The following is a 15,837-nucleotide window of genomic DNA, read 5'->3' as shown; positions in this document are numbered from 1 at the left end:
TCCCAGGGCCCTCGGTCTCCCGGCCGGAGGCGACCACCTGGTCGCCTCGTCCGGTCGTTCCCCTCGGCTCTCGGCTACCTTCTGCGATCGAATCGCTCGTTCATCACCCTGAGTGAGGAATCGCATGTCCGTTCCGAGCGTCGCCATCTATCCCGCCACCATCCGGCTCCTCGACGGATTCGCCGTCCTGCGCGCCGACCGTGCCGTCTCCGTGCCGCCGAGCGGGCAGCGCCTGGTGGCCTATCTCGCACTGCGGACCGGCGCCGGCCGATCGGCCGCCGCCGCCGCGCTGTGGCCCGAGGCGCCCGAGGAGAAGTCGCTGCCCAGCCTGCGGACAGCCGTGTGGCGGGTCAACCGGGCGGTACCCGACCTGGTGGTCGCCCGCGGGACCAACGTCGCCCTGGCACCCGACACGGTCGTCGACCACCGGGAGTTCACGGCCCGCGTCCGGCGGATACTGCGACCGTCCACCGGCGCCCAGCCGCCGCCGGTGGACGACGACGGTTACGCCTGGCTGCTACGGGCCGGTGAACTGCTGCCGGGGTGGTACGACGAGTGGGTGGTGCTCGAGCAGGAGCACACTCGCCAGCTCCGGCTGCACGCACTGGAGGCGGCCGCCCACCGCATGGCCGGCGAGGGTTCCCACGCCGGTGCCCTGGAGCTGGCCTTCGAGGCCGTGCGCCTGGAGCCGCTGCGCGAGACCGCCAGCCGGGCGGTCATCGCCGTGCACCTGTCCGAGGGGAACGCCGTCGACGCGGTCCGGCACTACGAGTGGTTCCGCAGACTGCTCGACGCCGAGCTGGGGCTGCGGCCCTCGGCGCAGCTGACGGCGATGGCCCGGGGACAGGTCGTGGCTCCCCGATCCGGCCGGTGATCGAGCGGTGACGCCGCGGTGACACGTACCGGATAAGCAAGGGACAACAGACGACCTGGCGGAGGGAAAGCAGATGGCGGTGCAATTGTCCTACCCCGGCGTGTACGTGGATGAGCTGTCCAGTGGTGTGCGCACGATCACCGGTGTCCCCACCTCGGTCACCGCGTTCGTCGGCCGCGCCCTGCGCGGCCCGCTCCACAAGCCCGTCACGCTCACGTCCTACGCCGACTTCGAGCGCACCTTCGGCGGGCTCTGGTCGGACAGCCATCTGGGGTACTCCGTCAGGGACTTCTTCCAGCAGGGCGGCGGCACCGCCCTCGTCGTCCGGGTCCACGCCGCCGCCACCGACGACACCGCGGCCATCAGCATCGGTACCGGGAACAAGCGGCTGAAGCTCCTCGCGGCCTCGCCCGGCGCCTGGGGCGCGAAGCTGAAGGCGATCGTGGACAACGACGTCCGGACGAACGACGACGGGTCGAAGGATCCGGCGCTCTTCAACCTGACCGTCCTCGACCAGGCGACCGGGGTCAAGGAGGTCTTCCGCAACGTCTCGTACGTCTCCGGTTCCGCCCGCCGCGTCGACCTCGTTCTCGCGGCAGGATCCACGCTCGTCCGGACCGATCCGACCGCATCGCTCCCCACCGCGCCGCACGCCAACTTCCCGGTGGAGGCCACTGCCACCGGAGGCGGCGACGGCGGAGCGATCACCGCCGCCGACATCACCTCCGGCACCAATTTCGAGGCGGACAAGAAGGGGCTCTACGCCCTGGAGCACGCCGATCTCTTCAACCTGCTCGTCATCCCGCCCTATGCGGGCGCCGGTGATCCGGGCGATCGTGACGTCGATGCCGCGGTCGTCACGGCGGCCGTCGCCTACGCCGACAAGCGCCGCGCCGTCGTCGTGCTCGACCCGCCCCAGGCCTGGACGTCGGTGGCGCAGGCCGTCACCGGCCTGGCGACGTTCACCAGCAGCAAGAACGCCGCCGTCTACTTCCCCGCGATCAGGCAGCCGGATCCGCTCCGCGACAACCAGGTCATGCGTTTCGCGCCGTCCGGGGCCGTCGCCGGTGCGATCGCCCGGACCGACGCCACCCGGGGAGTGTGGAAGGCCCCGGCCGGGCTCGACGCCACCCTGCCCGGGGCCACCGCGCTGTCCGTGCCGCTGACCGACGGCGACATCGGGCAGCTCAACCCTCTGGCGGTGAACTGCCTTCGCCTGGCGCCCGGGGCGGGGCACGTGGTCTGGGGAGCCCGCACCCGCAACGGCGCGGACCGGATCGCATCTGAGTGGAAGTACCTCCCGGTGCGCAGGACCGCCCTGTTCATCGAGGAGAGCCTGTTCCGCGGCATCCAGTGGGCCGTCTTCGAACCGAACGACGAGCCCCTCTGGGCACAACTCCGCCTGAACATCGGCGCCTTCCTCAACACCCTGTTCCGCCAGGGCGCCTTCCAGGGCAAGACCGCCCGCGAGGCGTACTTCGTCAAGTGCGACGCGACGACCACCACCCAGACCGACATCAACCTCGGCGTCGTCAACATCCTCGTCGGCTTCGCACCGCTCAAGCCCGCCGAGTTCGTCGTCCTCCGGCTGCAGCAGATCGCCGGCCAGATCCCCGCCTAGGAGCCGACCCCATGGCACAGTTCAGCGTCAACGCCCAGCGCTTCGATCCGTACAAGAACTTCAAGTTCAGGGTGAAATGGGACGGCCGTTTCGTCGCCGGCGTCAGCAAGGTGAGCGCCCTCAAGCGCACCACCGAGGTCGTCGAGCACCGCGACGGAGCCGACCCCTCCACGGCGCGCAAGTCACCGGGCCGCACGAAGTACGAGGCGATCACGCTCACCCGCGGTGTGACCCACGACGTCGAGTTCGAGCAGTGGGCCAACAAGGTCTGGAACTTCGGCTCCACGCTCGGCGCCGAGGTCTCCCTCAAGGACTTCCGCAAGGACCTGATCATCGAGCTGTACAACGAGGCGGGCCAGCTCGTCCTCGCCTACAAGGTCTTCCGCGCCTGGGTCTCCGAGTTCCAGTCCCTTCCCGAACTCGACTCCAACGCCAACGCCGTGGCCATCCAGACGCTCAAGCTCGAACACGAGGGCTGGGAGCGCGACGTGGACGTGGTCGAACCGCAAGAGCCCTCGTTCGTCGAGCCGTAGGAGTGGATGTGCGCGCACTCTCCGCGGGAGACGTGCTGCGGCTGTGGGACGAGTGCCGGGACACCTCCCCGGAGGCCCGTGCTCTCGTCCTGGCCGCCGCGGCCGACGACGGCACCGTCTCCGTCCCGCCCGCAGAACGGCCCATCGGCCGCGTCACCGCGCTGCTGCTGCGGCTGCGGAACGCGCTGGCCGGTCCCCGGATGGCGGCCACGGTCGGCTGCCCGGGCTGCCACGGAACCGTGGAGTTCCAGGCCACGACCGAATCACTGCTCGCTCTGGAGGACAAGATCGTCGACGCCCCACCGCCCCTGCTGCACGGCGGGTACGCGGTGGACTGGCGATGCCCCTCCTACGGGGATCTCCAGGCGATGGCCGAGCGGCCCGAGGCGGACGACCCGGTCCGCGGCGCGCTGCTGCTCCTGGAGCGCTGCCTGCTGAACGTGCGGCACGAGGAGGGCAGGGTGGCCGATGGTGCCGTCGCTCTCCCCGTGGAGCTGCGTGAGGCGTTGAGCGAGGCCATGGCGTCCGCGGACCCGCTCGCCGACCTTCTGGTCGACCTCCGATGCCCCGACTGCGAGCACGCGTTCACCGCCGACTTCGACATGGCTGCGTTCGTCTGGGCCGAAGTCGAGTCCCGTGGACGGCGGCTGCTGATGGAGGTCGACGCGCTCGCCCGCTCCTACGGCTGGTCCGAGACCGACGTGCTCGCGCTGAGCGAGCCGCGACGGGAGCACTACGTCCGCATCGTCACGGGAGAGTCGCCATGACCGATCTGCTGCTGCGGCTCGCCTCCCGGGCCTCCGGACGGCGCCCCCGTCCGGCTCCCGTCCCGCTCCTGCCCTCTCACCCCACCGCCGAGCCGCCGTCCCGGGAACACGCCCGGACCGGACAGGACACCACGCCCGACGGGGTACCGGGCGCGGCGCCGTCGCGGAACGGCGAGGAGAACGGTCGCCGGACCGTGACGGACCGCCGCCCCGTCGACGACCGGCCCGTCACCGCACCCCCGGACGCGCCGTACGGATCGCCGCCACCGGTCGTCCGCCCCGCACCCGGAACTCCGCCGCCCCCAGCCCTCGTCGCCGACACCGCGCCGCACGGGCTGCCCAGCGGCGACGCAGTCCGCACCGACGACCGGTCCACAGCGCCGTCCCCTCCGCCGACAGCCGCGCCGGTTCCCGCCCCGTCCGGGAACGCCGAGGTCACATCGGCGCTCGCACCGGCCGTCGTACGGCCCGCCCCGGCGGCAGAAGGCCGTACGCCCCGGCTCCCCGCCGGTGAGCGGGAGCCGGGAGAGATCCGAGCACAGCGCCTTGCCGCGCCACCCGGTCAGGACGGCGCTCCTCCGAGGCGTCACCGGGAAGCGCTCGGGCCACCCGTCGCCCGGCCCGTACCGGTTCTTCCCCCACCGGTACCGCTGACCGTGATGACCCGTCACGCCGGGGCCGTGCCCGTCGGGTCCGGCGCGGAGCCGGCGCCCGCCGTCACGATCAGCATCGGCAGGGTCGAGATCCGAGCCGTCCCGCCGGCGCACGTGCCGCCGGAGCCGGACGTCCCGTCACCGGGCGGGGCGGGAGCGGGCACCGGCCCGCTCTCCCTCGGCGACTTCCTCCGCGGTACGGGGGACGTGCGATGAGCGCCGGGGAGCCGAGGGTGCGGATCGTCGTCGACGAGATCGTGCTGCGCGGCCTGACACCGGCCCAGGCCGACTCCGTGGTGGCCGGTCTGGAGCGGACCCTCGGCGACCTCGCGGCCGGCGCCGACACCGCCTGCCTCACCGGAGGCACCGTCCCCGTGGTGCGTCCCCGGCTCGCCCGCACCCCCGCGCCGAACGCCGACAGGCTCGGGGCGCAGGCCGCGAAGGCGATCTGGACGGCCGTGGGAGGTGCGAGGTGATCTCGCCCCGTGTCGTCAAGGGCGGTCTCGTCGAGGTGGACGTGTCCACCGGCCGCCCGCTGCGGACGATCGCGCTCCAGTACAACCCCGACGCACTGACCCGTACCGTCGCGGTCCAGGCAGCGGGCGGAGACGCCGGTCAGGCGCTGCGGCTCAAGGGCGTCGCGGTCGAGACGCTCCGCCTGGAGGCCGAGATCGACGCGACGGACCGGCTCGAGTTCCCGGCCGACAACCGCAGCACCGTCGAGTTCGGTATCCATCCGCAGCTCGCCGCCCTGGAACTGCTGGTCAACCCGCGGGCGACCGCCCTCGCGGACAACGACGCCCTGGCCGCCCGGGGGGTGCTCGAAGTCCTTCCCACGGAGTCGCCGTTGACGCTGTTCGTATGGAGCCGGCAGCGCGTCCTGCCGGTCCGGGTGACCGAACTGTCGATCGCCGAGGAGGCCTTCGACACCTCGCTCAACCCGATCCGCGCCAAGGTCACCCTCGGCATGCGCGTCCTGTCCGTCGACGACCTCGGCTTCGGCCACCGCGGCGGAGCGCTCTTCATGAGCCATCTGCGCAACAAGGAGGCGCTGGCCGCCCGCGCCGGCTCGGCCGCACTGTCCGCACTCGGACTGGAGGTGATCTGAGGTGCCCGACCCACTCCAGGCACTGCTCGCGGCCGGTGCCGTTCCCACCGTGTCGCTCCCGCCGACCAGCCGCTACGCCGAGGTCGGCGTCACGGCCCACATCCGCCCGTCCGGACCCGGCGAGGAACCCGCCCCGCCCGTCCCGTACTTCCGCCGTCGGCTGTGCCCGTCACCGGAACGCTTCGCGCTGCTCCACGAGTACGCGACCGTGGCCGGCGACCGCCGCGACCTGCTCGCCGCCCGGCTGCTCGGCGACCCGGAGCTGTGGTGGCGACTCGCCGACGCCGACGGGGTCATCGACCCGGCCCGGATGGCGCTGCCGCCGGGGCGCCGGCTGCGCATCACCCTTCCCGAGGGTGTGCCGGGAGCTGCCGATGCGTGACCTGCCCCCGGGTCCCGTCCGGCTGCAGCTGTTCCTCGGCCCCGCCGTCCCCGTGCCCGCCCCGCGCTTCGTCATCGACGCGTTGACCGGCCTCAAGGTCGAGAGCGGCTCCGGGGACGCGCAGAGCGGCTTCGAGCTGACCTTCTCGATCCCCAAGGACTCCCCGGTCCAGGCGTTCTTCCCGGTCTCCGTACCGGTGTTCCGCTGCGTCGTCGCGGTCACGGTGCGCGGTGTCACCGAGGTCCTCGTCGACGGTGTGGTGACGCACCAGGACATGTCGGCGGCCGGCCCCACGTCGGTGCTCCACGTGAAGGGCAAGGACCTCACCTGCGTGATGGACCTGATCCCGTTCGACGGCCTGCCCTACCCGGCGATGTCGCCGGCGGTACGCGCCCTGACCGTCCTCTCGAAGTACGCGGCACTGGGCTGCGCGCCCCTGGTGATCCCGAGCCTCCTGGAGGACGTGCCGATCCCCGTGGACCGCATCCCCGTCCACCAGGGCACCGACTACGCCTACCTCACGGCCCTCGCCAAGGAGGTCGGCCACGTCTTCTACGTCGAACCCGGACCGGTGCCCGGCGTCAGCAAGGCGTACTGGGGCCCGGAGATCCGGCTCGGGGCACCGCAGCCCGCGCTGAACGTCGGGCTCGACGCCGCCCACGACAACGTCGCCGCGCTGAACTTCACCTTCGACAAGGAGAAGAGGGAGCTTCCCATCGTCGCGATCCAGGAACGTACGAGCAAGGCCCCGCTGAACCTGCCCATCCCCGACATCGCCCCCGTCCGGCCGCCGCTCGGCCTCGTCCCCCCGGTGCCGCCGAAGCTGCACCGCATGACGGACACCGCGAACCTCAGCCCGCTCGCCGCCGTGATGAAGGGCGTCGCGCACGCCGCACAGCACTCCGACGCCGTGTTCGCCACGGGAACCCTCGACGTCGCGAAGTACGGCCATGTGCTGCGCTCGCGCAGACTGGTGGGCGTACGCGGCGCCGGCACCGCCTTCGACGGGCTCTACTACGTCACCCGCGTGTCGCACGAGATCCGCCGCGGCTCGTACTCCCAGACGTTCTCGCTCGCCCGCAACGGCGTCGTCTCCACCGTCCCGGCGGTGCCGGTATGACCCAGACCCGGACCGCCGCCGTGACCGGCTACCTCGGCAAATACCGCGGCACCGTCGTCAACAACCTCGACCCGCTGAAGATCGGCCGGATCCAGGCCCTCGTCCCCGACGTGTCGCCGAGCCCGTCCTCGTGGGCGACGCCCTGTCTGCCCCTGGCCGGGATCAACACCGGTGTCTTCGCCGTGCCGCCGATCGGCTCCGGGGTCTGGATCGAGTACGAGCACGGTGACGCCGACCACCCCGTCTGGGTCGGCGGCTACTGGGGCAGCCCGGCCGAAGTCCCCCTGCTGTCGCACACCGTGCCTCCCGGCGTCGCCGGCATCACCCTGCAGACCACGCTGAAGAACGGCCTGGTGATCAGCGACGCACCCGGCCCGACGGGAGGAATCCTGATCACCACGGCGACCGGGGCCATGATCTCGGTCAGCGACGTCGGCATCGTCATCAGCAACGGCAAGGGCGCGACCATCTCCCTGACCGGGCCGACCACCGACATCAACCTCGGCGCGCTGACGGTGGTGTGAACGATGCCCGGACCGATCCTCCACCTCGGCGCCACCGTGCTGTGCACCCACGCCGGACAGGCCACCCCGACCACGCCCTTCCCCCGGGTGACGGTCTCGGGCCAGCCCGTCGTCACCCTCGCCACCCCCTACGTCGTGGCCGGGTGCGGACTCACCGGCACCCCCACCCCGCCCTGCGTCACCGCCCAGTGGCTCGCCGGCGCGGTACGCGTGCTGGCCGGCGGCACACCCGTCGCACTGCAGTCCGGCACCTCGGTGTGCACCCCCACCGGCACCCCACTCACCCCGCTGGCCGCCCAGACCCGGGCCATCGCCTCATGAGGGAGGCGTCATGACCATCGATCACCCCTACGACATCGGCGGCAGCGGCCGCACGGCGACGACCGATCCGGACGACCACGTGCGGGACATGATCGAGCAACTGCTGCTCACCTCGCCCGGAGAGCGGGTGATGCGGCCCGACTTCGGGGCCGGGCTCCTGCAGCTCGTCTTCGAACCGGGCGGCCCCGAAGCGGCGGCGACCACGCAGTACCTCGTGCAGAGCGCCCTCGAACAACACCTCGGCCACGTCCTGACCGCCGACGCCGTCGAGGTGGAGGCCGTCGACTCCGCACTGCTGATCACCGTCTCGTACGTGGTCCTGAGGACCCGCACCCGCGCCGTCGCCACCGTCCGCACCCCTGGCGGCCGCCGATGACCCGTTTCCCTTGCCGCAAGCCGCGCCGCCTGCTCGCACTCCAGCAGGCCGGCGCCCTGAGCGACCTCAACGGCATCGAGTACGTGGAGGTCCTCGACACCGCCGCGCCCTCCCCGGCGCTCCGCCAACGCGTCCTGTACGTCCGGCTGGTGCGTCCGGTGCCCGCCGGACTCGGCCGCGACAACATCGTCGTCGAGGGCGGCGAGCGCATCCCGGACGTGGCCGTCGAGTGGGCAGCGGCGGGAGACAGCGCCGAGGTGCCGCCCGAGCTGCTCGCCGGCATCGACGAACCGGACCATGTCGTCGTCGTCCGCACGGAACAGCGCGGGGACTTCTCCACCTACCGGCTGCGGCTCGTCGCCGGACCGGAGTCCGACCTGCCGCCCGCCGGATTCGACCCGCTGCTCGCCGAGGCCGAGTTCGCCTTCAAGGTCGAGTGCCCGAGCGACTTCGACTGCGCCCCCGCCGACACCTGCGTGCCGGAACCGCCCATCGCCCCGGCCATCGACTACCTCGCCAAGGACTACCAGGGGTTCCGGCGGCTGATGCTGGACCGGATCTCGCTGCTCGCACCCGAGTGGACCGAGCGCAACCCGGCGGACGTCGGAACGGTCCTCGTGGAACTCCTCGCCTACGTCGCGGACGAGCTGTCCTACCGTCAGGACGCCGTGGCGACCGAGGCCTACCTCGGCACCGCCAGAAGCCGGATCTCGCTCCGCCGGCACGCCCGGCTCGTCGACTACCGCGTGCACGAGGGCTGCAACGCCCGGGTCTGGATGCGGATCGGAGTCGAGGAGGGAGCAGCGGTGGAGCTGCCCGCGGGCACCCCGCTGCTGACCACGGTCCCGGACGCGCCACCGGTGATGGAGCCGGGGTCCCCGCAGCACCGGTCGGCGCTCGCGGCGCAGCCGGTCGTCTTCGAGACGGTCGAAGCGGCCGAACTCCATGCCGCTCTGGCCGAGATGCGCTTCCACACCTGGGGCGACCAGGGCTGTTGCCTGCCGACGGGCGCCACCTCCGCCACCCTGCGCGGAGACCATCGCCGGTTGAGGGCCGGAGACGTCCTGGTGCTCGCCGAAACCGTGTCGCCGACCACCGGAGAACCCGCCGACGCCGACCCCACCCGCCGCTGGGCCGTCCGGCTCGTCGACGTCCGCGGCTCCGAGGACCCGGTGGGCGGCCTGTTCGAGGATCCGCAGACGGCCGATCCGCTGCCCGTCACCGAGATCACCTGGCACGAGGACGACGCCCTGCCCTTCCCGCTCTGCCTGGGTGTCGTCGAGGGCGGTCTCGAGACCGCGCGGGCCTGGGGGAACATCGTCCTCGCCGACCACGGGCTGACCGTCCCCGGACGGGACGACCCCGGCGAAGCCCTCGGACCCGTCCCGGCACCCCGCTTGAGCCGAGTGGACCGGCCCGGTCGGGGCGGGGCCACCCCACCGGGCCCGGTACCGGTCCGCTACCGTCCCAGGCTCGCCCGGGGCCCGCTCACCCACGCCGTCGCGCACCCCGCCGACATCCTCTTCCAGCAGACCGTCACACCGGCCCTGCTGGCCGAGCTGACCGCGCTCACCTTCGACGACGAACTCCGCACGTTGCTGCGCTCCCACGGGCGGCAGCCGACGGGCGAAACGGTCACCGTCCGCGGCGCCGACCCGATCTGGTCGATCAGCGACGGCACGACCGTCCTTCGGATCGTCCTCATGTGGGACCAGCTGCTGGTGTCGGAGCAGCGCGCCCCCGCGTCGGCCGTCCGCGCCGCCGAGCCCCGCGCGGCGCGTCCGGCCATCGGCCTCTTCGGCGAGCTGGGCGGCGACCTCCGGTACTGGCAGGTGCGGCCCGACCTGCTGGACAGCGCGGCGGCGGCCGCAGAGTTCACCGTCGAGGCCGAACACGACGGAACCGTACGCCTGCGGTTCGGGGACGACGAACACGGGATGCGCCCCCGGGAAGGCACGCGGTTCTACGCCCGCTACCGGGTGGGGAACGGCCGCGCGGGCAATGTGGGCGCCGAGTCGATCGCCCACGCCGTGACGGACGTCGCCGGCGTCGTCTCCGTACAGAACCCGCTGCCCGCCTCGGGCGGCACCGACCCGGAATCGGCGGAGGAGATCCGCCGCGACGCGCCCCGGGCCTTCGCCGTACAGGAACGCGCGGTGACCGCGGCGGACTGGGCCGACGTCACGGAACGGGTCGGCGCCGTGCAGCGCGCGGCGGCGACCCTGCGATGGACGGGCTCCTGGCACAGCGTGTTCGTCACCGCGGACCGGCGGGGCGGCAAGCCCGTCGACGCCGCCTTCGAACGCGAGCTGCGCGCCCGGCTCGAACGGTACCGGCTCGCCGGCTACGACCTGGAGGTGGACGGCCCCGCGTTCGTTCCGCTGGAGATCGGACTGCGGGTGTGCGTGGAACGCACCCACCTGCGGTCCGACGTCGGGGCCGCGGTGCTCGCCCGGCTCGGCGACTCCACCCTGCCGGGTGGCGGCCGCGGCCTGTTCCACCCCGACCGCCTCACCTTCGGCCAGCCGGTGCATCTGTCCACGGTCCTCGCCGAGGTCCACGCCGTGCCCGGCGTCGAGTCGGTGGACGTCCACACGTTCCGGCGACAGCGTCTCCCCGAGACCAGCGGGCTCGACAGCGGAGTCCTCCCGATGGGGCGGCTGGAGATCGCCCGGCTGGACAACGACCCGAACTTCCCCGAGCGCGGGATGCTCGGTCTCACCCTGGGAGGCGGCCGGTGACCGACACCACCCTCGGCGGCGACGACGGAACCTGCGGCTGCTGCTCGGGCACCTCCGCACGCACCCCCGGCACCGTCGGCAACCGGCCCGGACTCCCCGAGATCGCGTACCGCAGCGGCGTCCACGGCGACTTCCGGTCGAGCATGGTCACCGCCCTCTCGGACCCGAGCAGGCCCCGGCTGAACCGGCTGCTCACCCGCGACGCCGGCGACCCGACGATCGCCGTGATCGACGCCTGGGCGGTCGTCTGCGACGTCCTGACCTTCTACAACGAGCGTCTCGCCAACGAGTCCTATCTGCGTACGGCCACCGAACGCGTCTCGCTCCAGGAACTCGGCCGCCTCGTCGCCTACCGGCCGGCGCCCGGTGTCGCCGCCGAGACACACCTCGCCTTCTCCCTGGAGAAGCCCCTGGAAGCGGCCCTGCCTCCAGGGCTTCCCCCCGACCCCGGTCTGGTTCCCCCGTCGCTCCCCACGGCCGTCGACCTGCCCCCGGGACTCAGGGTCCAGAGCGTGCCGGGCCCCGGCGAACTGCCCCAGCTCTTCGAGACGGTGGAGGAGCTCTCGGCGCGCGCCGCGTGGAACGCGCTGCCGGTCGTCCCCACCAGGCCCTATCCGCCGGTCAGGAACCGGGTCGACGCCTGGTTCGACGGCGACACCCTCCCCGTCCGGACCGGCGACGCGATCCTCTTCGCGAGCGAGGACCTGGCCGGTGACAGATGGGACGTGCGGCTGGTGACCCGCGTCGAGCCGGACCCGACGCACCGGCGCACACACGTCCGCTGGGACCGGGGGCTCGGCTCGCACGCCCCGTACAACCCTCCGGCAGACCGGCCCGAAGTCTTCGTCCTGCGCAAGCGGCTGCGGGTGTTCGGCCACAACGCGCCGGTGTGGGCCGCGATGAACGAGGCGTTCCGCACCGGATACGTGTCGGTGCACGGAGGCACGGCGGGCGCGTCGGAGTGGCCGAAGTTCACCGCGGTCTCCGAATTCTCCGAGTCCGGAAAGAACTTCACCGTCGTCGACCTCGAGGGATCGCAGTCCGACGTCGTGGCCGGATCCTGGGTGGTGCTGTCCCAGGAGCACGTCCAGGAGGACGGCGACTTCTACCGGGAGCTCTACAAGGTGGTGGACCGGACCGAGTTCTCCCGTGCGGAGTTCGCCGCCTCGGGCACGGTCACCCGCCTGACTCTGCTCGGCGAGCAGCGGCCTTCGGGCAGAAAACGGGCCGACGGGCCGACGTTCAAGACGCCGCGCGACGTGACGGTCTTCGCCGTGTCCGAACCGCTCACCGTCGTCGAGGCACCCGACCCCGCCCCGCTGACCACCGACACCTTCCTCGTCCAGGGCGATGCCACCGCCATGCTCCCCGGGCGCCGGCTCGTGCTCTCCGGCCGCCTCGCCGCCGGGAACGGCACGACCCACCGGACCGACGCGACCGACGGCCCCGGGGAACAGACGGCCGAGGTCGTCGTCCTCGGCTCCGTGGAGGACAAGGGCGACCGAACCCTGATCACGCTGACCGGACCTCCCCGCAACCGCTACGACCGCGCGACCGCCGTGCTCTTCGGGAACGTCGCGAAGGCCACCCACGGCGAGACCGTGCACCAGGTCCTCGGCGACGGTGACGCCCGCCGCCCCTTCCCGGCCATGCCGCTGCTGCACGGGCCGCTCACCCACGTCCGGGCGGACACCCCGCAGGGCTTCACCTCGACGCTCACCGTCCGGGCCGACGAGGTCGCCTGGCGCGAACGGGCCACCCTGTACGGGGCCGAGGCCGGCGACCGGGTCTTCACCACCCGCGACGAACCCGACGGCACCGTGGTGGTGGCGTTCGGGGACGGCGTACGAGGAGCGCGGCTCCCCTCGGGATCGCACAACGTGCGCGCCGCGTACCGCAAGGGCCTCGGCCTCGCCGGCAACCTCCCGGCCGACCGGCTCTCGCTCCTCATGGACCGCCCCCTCGGACTCAAGGCCGTCACCAACCCGGTCGCCGCCGACGGAGGGGTCGATCCCGAGAGCGAGGCGCACGCCCGGGCCTCCATGCCGCTCGCCACCCGTACCCTCGGCCGGGCAGTCTCGGTGCGCGACTACGCCGACTTCGCCCTCGCGTTCGCCGGGATCTCGCTCGCCCGGGCCGACGTGCTGCGACTGAGGACCGGCCGGACCGTCGTCGTCAGCCTCTGCGGGCCCGACGGCGCGGCCGCTCCCGATGCCACCGTCGCCGACCTCACGGCGGCCCTGCGCCGGTACGGCGACCCGCTGGCCCGCGTCGAGGTCCGCTCGGCCAGGCAGCCGCGGTTCCGGCTGGCCCTCTCCGTGCGGGTGGACCCCGCACGCGAGACGAAGCTCGTCCTCGCCGCCGTCGAGGCCGCTCTGCGCGCCGCCTACGCGCCGCTCGTCCGCGGACTGGCCGCGCCCGTGCACCGCTCGCAGGTCGTGGCCGTCGCGGCGAGTGTGCCCGGCGTGGTCGCGGTGGACCTGGACCTGCTGTACCGCGACGAACGCGACGAACCGGCTCTGGAGAGCCGCCTCCCCGCAGCGGGAGCGTCGGTCGACACCCACGGCAGGGCGGTCGCCGCCGAGTTGCTCGCCCTCGCGGATACCCCGTTCGACCGGCTCCAGGAGATGCCGTGACCACTGCTCAGCCCGAACCCACCGCCGCCGACCGGCTCTACGCCCTGCTGCCGGTGGTGTACCGACTGCGCGACGCGGAGCGGGACGCGGCCCTCCGCGAGTTCGTCGACGTGCTCGCCACCCAGCTGGAGGTCCTGGAGGAGGACCTGGAGCAGCTGTACGACGACCAGTTCATCGAGACCTGCGCGCCCTGGGTGGCGCCCTACATCGGCGACCTCATCGGCTACCGCCTGCTGCACGGAGTGGCGCAGAAGGTCCGCTCACCCCGCGCCGAGGTGGCCCACACCATCGCCTACCGGCGCCGCAAGGGAACCGCCGCCGCACTGGAGCAGCTCGCCCGGGACGTCACCGGCTGGCCGGCCCGCGCCGTCGAGTTCTTCGAGCGCCTCGTGACGACCCAGTACATGAACCACATCAGGCCGCACGCGCAGGCCACCCCCGGCATGCGCGACCCGGAGGCGCTGTCCTGGGGCACGCGCATGAACGGCGCCTTCGACGACCTCGCCCACACCGCCGACGTCCGTGCCATCACCGCTGCCCCGCCCCGCCGTGCCGGACGGTACGCCATCCCCCACGTCGGCATCTTCCTCTGGCGCACCGAAGCCGTGCGCCTGAACCGCACCCCGCTCACCCCGCATGCTCCGGGTGACCGGCGCCGCTACCGCTTCGACACGCTGGGAAGCGACGCGACGCTCTTCGCCGCCCCGCGCACCGAGGAGGAGATCACCCACCTCGCCGAGCCGGAGAACGTCCCCCTGCCGCTGACCCGCCGACGGCTGGGCCTCCGCCTCGACGCCCTCTACGGAGACGGACGCAGCCTGTCGCTGTCCCAGGGCGAGCGCGGCCCGGGTGGTCACTGGGAATTCACCCCCGTACCGTCCTCCGAGATCACGGTGTGCGACCTGTCGGACCTGCCCGGTGGCGGTGGCGCCTGGGCACACGAACCGGCCGCGGGCCGCGTCGCGGTGGACCCCGAACTCGGCCGGGTGTACTTCGGTACGGCCGTCCCCGAGGCGGTCAAGCCGGTCGCCACCCACCACTACGGCCTCGCCGTGCCGCTGGGCGCCCGGGGCGCGGCACGCGGTGACGCGGCGCCGCCGCCTCCCCACCGAGAGGTCGCCGACGGCGAGGCGCAGCAGTCCCTCCTCGACGGACTCGCCGAAGGCGGCACGCTGCGCATCACCGACTCCGACCGGTACGCCGACCTGCACACCGTGCGCACCACCACGGCCGGGGCGGGCAGTCCGGACACGTCCGTCTGGGTACGCGCCGACGATGCGACCCGCCCCACGGTCGTCGTCCCGGAGGCCGGTCTGCGCCTCGCGATGGAGCCGCGCACCGAGGTCGTCCTCGACGGGCTCCTGGTCACCGGCGGACCCGTCGTCCTGGAGGAGCAGGGCGACGGAGGCAACCGCACGGTGGAACTACGCGACTGCACCCTGGTTCCCGGCCAGGGCCGGACCGCCGGCGGCGGGCCCGCCCACCCCGAGCGGGCCTCCCTGATCATCCTCGATCCCTTCGCCAGCGTGCGGCTCACCCGGTGCGTCCTCGGACCGGTCGTCGCCGTCGAGGGCGCCGACGTCACCCTCGTCGACTGCGTGGTCGACGCCTCCGCCCCGACGGGCGTCGCCTACTGCGGGCGCGCCGCACCTGCCGACGGCGGCCCGCGTACGGTCCCCGACACGGCCGCCCAGGCCACGGGCGCCGGCACCGAGCCCGGCGGCCGGCTCCACCTGCGCGAATGCACCGTCATCGGAGGCATCCACGCCGTCGAGCTGGACGCCTCGAACTCCCTGCTCGTCGCCGAACTCGCCCCCGGCGACCCCCGGGAGGCCGCCGTGTGGGCCCGCCGCCGCCAGCAGGGATGCCTGCGCTTCAGCTACGTGCCGGAGGGCTCGCGGACGGGCCGCCGCTACCGCTGCCGTCCGGACCCCGCGGATCCGCCCGGGATCCGCCGCGCCACGTTCCCGCATTTCACCTCGCTGCGTTACGGCGACCCCGCGTACGCCCAGCTCGACACCGCCACGCCGGACACCATCCGGCGCGGGGCCGACGACGAGAGCGAGATGGGCGCGACCCATCTGCTGTTCACCCCGCACCGGGAGAGCGATCTCCTGCTGCGGCTCGACGAGTACCTCCGCTTCGGACTCGAAGCGGGCTTCTTCTACGCGACCTGAGCAA

Annotated in this window: 15 protein-coding genes; all 15 read left to right on the top strand. The window is 73.0% G+C overall.

The features are described 5' to 3' along the window. The first annotated feature begins 124 nt into the window (after nt 1-124). The 15 genes from ACFVGW_RS04630 to ACFVGW_RS04560 all read left to right on the top strand — a co-directional run bounded on the left by ACFVGW_RS04630 (nt 125) and on the right by ACFVGW_RS04560 (nt 15,833). Nucleotides 125-874, top strand: coding sequence for a BTAD domain-containing putative transcriptional regulator (locus ACFVGW_RS04630; RefSeq protein WP_385850767.1), 750 nt, complete (start codon nt 125-127; stop codon nt 872-874). Between the two features lie 73 nt (nt 875-947). Further along, nucleotides 948-2,495: a phage tail sheath family protein gene (locus ACFVGW_RS04625; RefSeq protein ID WP_385850766.1), complete on the top strand. Its 1,548-nt coding sequence runs from the start codon at nt 948-950 to the stop codon at nt 2,493-2,495. An 11-nt stretch (nt 2,496-2,506) separates the two neighbouring features. Beyond that, complete coding sequence (locus ACFVGW_RS04620) at nt 2,507-3,028, top strand: phage tail protein (RefSeq protein WP_352186719.1); 522 nt, start codon at nt 2,507-2,509, stop codon at nt 3,026-3,028. A gap of 8 nt (nt 3,029-3,036) precedes the next feature. Next, nucleotides 3,037-3,795 carry a hypothetical protein gene (locus tag ACFVGW_RS04615; RefSeq protein ID WP_385850765.1) on the top strand — a complete coding sequence of 253 codons (759 nt, stop codon included), beginning with the start codon at nt 3,037-3,039 and terminating at the stop codon, nt 3,793-3,795. Beyond that, a complete protein-coding gene (locus ACFVGW_RS04610; RefSeq protein ID WP_385850764.1) occupies nt 3,792-4,664 on the top strand; it encodes a hypothetical protein in 873 nt (290 codons plus the stop codon). The genes ACFVGW_RS04615 and ACFVGW_RS04610 overlap by 4 nt, the downstream gene beginning before the upstream one ends. Next, a complete protein-coding gene (locus tag ACFVGW_RS04605; RefSeq protein WP_385850763.1) occupies nt 4,661-4,924 on the top strand; it encodes a hypothetical protein in 264 nt (87 codons plus the stop codon). The genes ACFVGW_RS04610 and ACFVGW_RS04605 overlap by 4 nt, the downstream gene beginning before the upstream one ends. Further along, nucleotides 4,921-5,556, top strand: coding sequence for a hypothetical protein (locus ACFVGW_RS04600; RefSeq protein ID WP_385850762.1), 636 nt, complete (start codon nt 4,921-4,923; stop codon nt 5,554-5,556). The genes ACFVGW_RS04605 and ACFVGW_RS04600 overlap by 4 nt, the downstream gene beginning before the upstream one ends. Nucleotide 5,557: 1 nt before the next feature. After that, nucleotides 5,558-5,938 carry a LysM domain-containing protein gene (locus ACFVGW_RS04595; protein ID WP_385850761.1) on the top strand — a complete coding sequence of 127 codons (381 nt, stop codon included), beginning with the start codon at nt 5,558-5,560 and terminating at the stop codon, nt 5,936-5,938. Then, on the top strand, nt 5,931-7,058 hold the full coding sequence (locus tag ACFVGW_RS04590) for a hypothetical protein (protein ID WP_385850760.1): 1,128 nt from the start codon (nt 5,931-5,933) through the stop codon (nt 7,056-7,058). The genes ACFVGW_RS04595 and ACFVGW_RS04590 overlap by 8 nt, the downstream gene beginning before the upstream one ends. Continuing rightward, nucleotides 7,055-7,582 (top strand): phage baseplate assembly protein V, encoded by a 528-nt coding sequence (locus ACFVGW_RS04585; protein WP_383291509.1) that lies wholly within the window; start codon nt 7,055-7,057, stop codon nt 7,580-7,582. Before ACFVGW_RS04590 ends, ACFVGW_RS04585 begins: the two co-directional genes overlap by 4 nt. Nucleotides 7,583-7,585: 3 nt before the next feature. Further along, a complete protein-coding gene (locus tag ACFVGW_RS04580) occupies nt 7,586-7,903 on the top strand; it encodes a hypothetical protein (protein ID WP_383291508.1) in 318 nt (105 codons plus the stop codon). 10 nt (nt 7,904-7,913) lie between these two features. After that, complete coding sequence (locus tag ACFVGW_RS04575; RefSeq protein ID WP_385850759.1) at nt 7,914-8,279, top strand: GPW/gp25 family protein; 366 nt, start codon at nt 7,914-7,916, stop codon at nt 8,277-8,279. After that, nucleotides 8,276-11,020 carry a putative baseplate assembly protein gene (locus ACFVGW_RS04570; protein ID WP_385850758.1) on the top strand — a complete coding sequence of 915 codons (2,745 nt, stop codon included), beginning with the start codon at nt 8,276-8,278 and terminating at the stop codon, nt 11,018-11,020. The genes ACFVGW_RS04575 and ACFVGW_RS04570 overlap by 4 nt, the downstream gene beginning before the upstream one ends. Then, nucleotides 11,017-13,656: a baseplate J/gp47 family protein gene (locus ACFVGW_RS04565; protein WP_385850757.1), complete on the top strand. Its 2,640-nt coding sequence runs from the start codon at nt 11,017-11,019 to the stop codon at nt 13,654-13,656. Before ACFVGW_RS04570 ends, ACFVGW_RS04565 begins: the two co-directional genes overlap by 4 nt. Next, nucleotides 13,653-15,833 carry a hypothetical protein gene (locus tag ACFVGW_RS04560; RefSeq protein WP_385850756.1) on the top strand — a complete coding sequence of 727 codons (2,181 nt, stop codon included), beginning with the start codon at nt 13,653-13,655 and terminating at the stop codon, nt 15,831-15,833. The genes ACFVGW_RS04565 and ACFVGW_RS04560 overlap by 4 nt, the downstream gene beginning before the upstream one ends. Nucleotides 15,834-15,837: the final 4 nt, after the last annotated feature.

The organism is Streptomyces sp. NPDC127129, from assembly GCF_042671585.1.
Taxonomy (GTDB): domain Bacteria; phylum Actinomycetota; class Actinomycetes; order Streptomycetales; family Streptomycetaceae; genus Streptomyces.
Note: the sequence above shows the minus strand (reverse complement) of the source record. Positions and strands in the feature narration are given on the sequence as shown.